The sequence below is a fragment of the Yaniella sp. genome (assembly GCF_030453185.1).
GTDB lineage: Bacteria > Actinomycetota > Actinomycetes > Actinomycetales > Micrococcaceae > Yaniella.
The window spans coordinates 1-3737 of sequence record NZ_JAKDKW010000131.1 but is presented as its reverse complement, the minus strand read 5'-3'; the positions used below and the strand labels follow the sequence as shown (position 1 = coordinate 3737).

2 protein-coding genes and 1 pseudogene are annotated in these 3737 nt (G+C 57.9%); all 3 read left to right on the top strand.

Annotated features, from left to right (window positions below; all coding sequences use genetic code 11):
- Positions 1 to 315: pseudogene (locus L0H14_RS12055) on the top strand (hydroxymethylglutaryl-CoA reductase); the annotation flags it as partial.
- 16 nt (positions 316 to 331) lie between these two features.
- A complete protein-coding gene (locus L0H14_RS12050) occupies positions 332 to 1480 on the top strand; it encodes a hydroxymethylglutaryl-CoA synthase (RefSeq protein ID WP_301421951.1) in 1149 nt (382 codons plus the stop codon).
- Positions 1477 to 3737 (top strand): SNF2-related protein (locus L0H14_RS12045; RefSeq protein WP_301421950.1); only part of this gene is annotated, 2261 nt, incomplete at its 3' end. The genes L0H14_RS12050 and L0H14_RS12045, both read left to right, overlap by 4 nt.

Genomic DNA, 3737 nt, shown 5'->3' with positions numbered 1-3737 from the left:
GATGCCGCAAATATTGTAGAAGGTTCCCAAGGATTCGTGTGGGCCGAGCACCGTGAAGAAGGCTTATACTTCGCTGTGACCCTGCCGCACCTGATTGTGGGGACCGTGGGCAACGGCAAACACCTGCCGTATATCGAAGAAGCCATGGCGCGCATGGGGATCGGTCAAACTAGCGAACCCGGTGCAGACTCGCGTAGACTGGCTAGCTTGATTGCAGCTAGTGTGCTGGCGGGCGAATTGTCGCTGTTGGCAGCCCAAACGAACCCGGGCGAACTGATGCAAGCTCACGTCGCCTACGAGCGCCCCGAAGCATAGGCAAAAGGAGAAAACGGTGAAAATAGGCATCCACGATTTGGAAGTCGCCACCACCCATTACGTTCTGGACCTCGATACCTTGGCAGAACGCCACGGCATCGACCCTAAGAAGTTCAGTATCGGACTGGGCCAGGACGCTTTCTCCATGCCGGCACCCGACGAGGACATCGTCACCATGGCAGCCGAAGCCGCCGATACACTGCTGGCACGCCACGATGTCTCCAAGATCCGTCAGGTCCTGTTCGCCACCGAATCTTCGGTCGACCAGTCCAAGGCCGCCGGCGTCTACCTCCACGAGCTGTTGGGTCTGCCAGCCAATGTGCGCTCCGTTGAACTCAAACAGGCGTGCTATTCGGGAACTGCCGCGTTGCAGATGGCGGTTAACGCGATTGCCCGGACACCGGAAGAACAGATTCTCGTGATTACCTCCGACGTCGCACGCTATGCGCTGGACACCGGGGGAGAGCCGACCCAGGGTGCCGGTGCTGTAGCCATGTTGGTCACCGCCAACCCAAATCTTGTCGAAATCGAACCCGGCTCCGGTTTCCATACCTCCGATGTCAATGACTTCTGGCGCCCCAATGACTCCACCACCCCGTATGTAGATGGTCAACTGTCACTGGACGCCTACCTCACCGCCACCACCGCCGCGTGGGATGATCTTGCGGCCCGACGGGACCTGTCCATCGACGACGTCGACAAGTTCCTTCACCACCAGCCGTTTACAAAAATGGCCCGCAAACAACTCGCAGCGCTGGCAGAACACACCGGCCACGAGCTTTCTGATGAGCTGATCGAAGAGTCCATGAGCTACAACCGCGCGCTAGGCAATACCTACACGGCCTCGTTGTACTTCGCCCTGACCGCTCAGCTGCATAACAACGAAGGTCTGGCCGGCAAACGTCTGGGCTTCTTCTCTTATGGTTCCGGTGCGGTCGCCGAATTTTTCACCGGTGTGGTCCAGGAAAACTACCGCGACCATATCTACCCAGAACATGTGGCCAAACAACTCGAAAACCGGGTGGAACTCACCTACGACGAATACCGCACTCTGCACAGTGATTTCGCGGCGACTTCAGAAACCTACACCACCCAACCCACCACCCATGCACCCTTCCGGTTGAGCGGCGTAACCGAATTCCAACGCCGCTACGAGGCACAGTGAGCTACCCATTCGTTGATATCCAAGCACTCGTTGCCACCTTCGGCGACACCATGGCCGAGCGGGGTCGCAGCTATGTCGCACAAGACCGTGTCCTCACGCTGAAATTCAACGAAGAAACCGGTCGCCTGGTCGGGCGTGTACGTGGCTCCGAAGATAAAATCTGGCGGGCCTCCGTGACCCTGCGCAAAACAGACGGCAGTCTGGGTGGCATCCCCATTTGGGATGTTGACTGGGCCACCTGTAGCTGTCCGGTTGGGCTCGACTGTAAACACGCCGCTGCACTGATTTTTGAATCAAATCAGCGGACCGTAGCAACCTCAGATGTGCTCACCGCAGCCGATCTGGAACAGTCGCACGAACCACAGGATTCCGAGACCGGCATTCCCGGGTTGTCGTGGCGCCAAGTGGTCAACGAACTGCTGCCGGTGATCGACTCTGATCAAGCATTTACCGACGTCGCACTCGGTGTAGAAATCGACGCACTGCACACAGAACCCTCCGGTTACCGCACGCGTTTTGTGTGGCGTGAAGCCACTGCCAGCGACCTCGAGAACCAGACCGATCTGACCGTGCGGCTGCGTCCGCTACGGGTCGGTGCTCGGGGACGATGGATCAAGGGCAACATGAACTGGACCATGTTTGACCTGCCGTTTCACCAATCCGCACACGGTGAGTACCAGTTCCTACCAGAACAGCACGACGCCCTGCACGAGCTCAACCGGCTCTACACCTCATCGGTGTCGTCGTTGGGTTCCAACGACGTCATCACGTTGGCGACCATTAACATGCCCCAGATGTGGGACGTGCTGGACAAGATCGACAACGCCGGCATCCAACTGGTCCCGCTGCAAAAAATCATCAATCGGGTGACCATCACCGAACCTGCACGCATGATTTTCGACGCTGCGGAAAATGAGCAGGAAGACGTCGCACTGTCCATCCAGGCACAGCTGCCATCTGAAACCCTCATTCCGTCGGGCACACTGGGTGCCATCGGCCTCTATACAATCGACTTTTACCCCGAATCCGCGACCGCCGACATCAACGTCATCCCCGTTGCCCAACCGCTGAGTCGCACGGTCATGGATCTCATTGAATCGCCCGAGCCCATGCTCATCCCAGCCGATGACACCCAAGATTTCTTTGACAACGTGTATCCGTTGCTGGCCGGCGTTATCCCGTTGGCAAGCCAGGACCATTCCGTTGACCTGCCCGATATTCCGCCGGCCACGCTGGAATTGACCCTCGAGTACTATCAGGCCACCCACCAGGGTGAGCGTCAAGATCACGTGCGCATTTCGTCACGCTGGGATTACCTGGGTACCGAGGACCAGACGGAACACCAAAACCAGGTGCTCGCGGAAATCTCCGACGATATTGACCTGGGTACTGTCCCGGGCAAAACCATTCTGGTTGGTGCCGACGCCGCCCGCTTCGTTGATGAGTCGCTGCCAGAACTGTTGCAGCACGAGTACGTGCGCATTGTGGAGACCGAGGAGCGTCCGGCCTACACTCGGTTGACCGGTGAACCACACATCGTCATCAATGCGACCCAGTCAGAGAAGAACGACTGGTTCGACCTCGGTTTTCAAGTCACCATCGAACAACGCACCATCCCGTTCCGCCAGCTCTTTATTGCCCTGGTACGAAACCAGAACAGCTTGCTGCTGACCGATGGCACGTACTTCTCCTTGGACAACGAGGCGTTCGACCCGTTGCGGAAGTTGCTTGAAGAAGCTTCGACCATGGACGATTTTGGGGTTGAATCGACTGCCATTTCACGGTTCAATTCGGCGTTGCTCGACGACGCCGAAGAAGCCGCCGACGCGTTCCATGCCGATCCTGCGATTGTCGAATGGCAGAACGCACTTGCTGTGCTTCGTGAAGCCACCGATATCCCGAAGCTTGACGTGCCGGCCATGCTCGACGCCGAACTGCGTGACTACCAGCATGAAGGTTACGAGTGGTTGTCCTACCTCTATGATCTGGGTCTCGGCGGAATTCTGGCTGACGACATGGGCTTGGGTAAAACCTTGCAGTCGTTGGCAATGATTGCTCGCGCCAAGGCACAGGGGGAGCAGCGACCGTTCTTGGTCATTGCGCCGTCATCGGTGTTGCCGGTCTGGCGTGACGAGGTGGAGCGGTTTGCTCCTGGGCTGCGGGTCGTTGTCGTTGATGTATCGAATTTGCGGCGCTCTGAAACGATTGACGCGATCCGCGAGCGTGCAGACGTCGTCGTGACCTCGTATTCGATTGC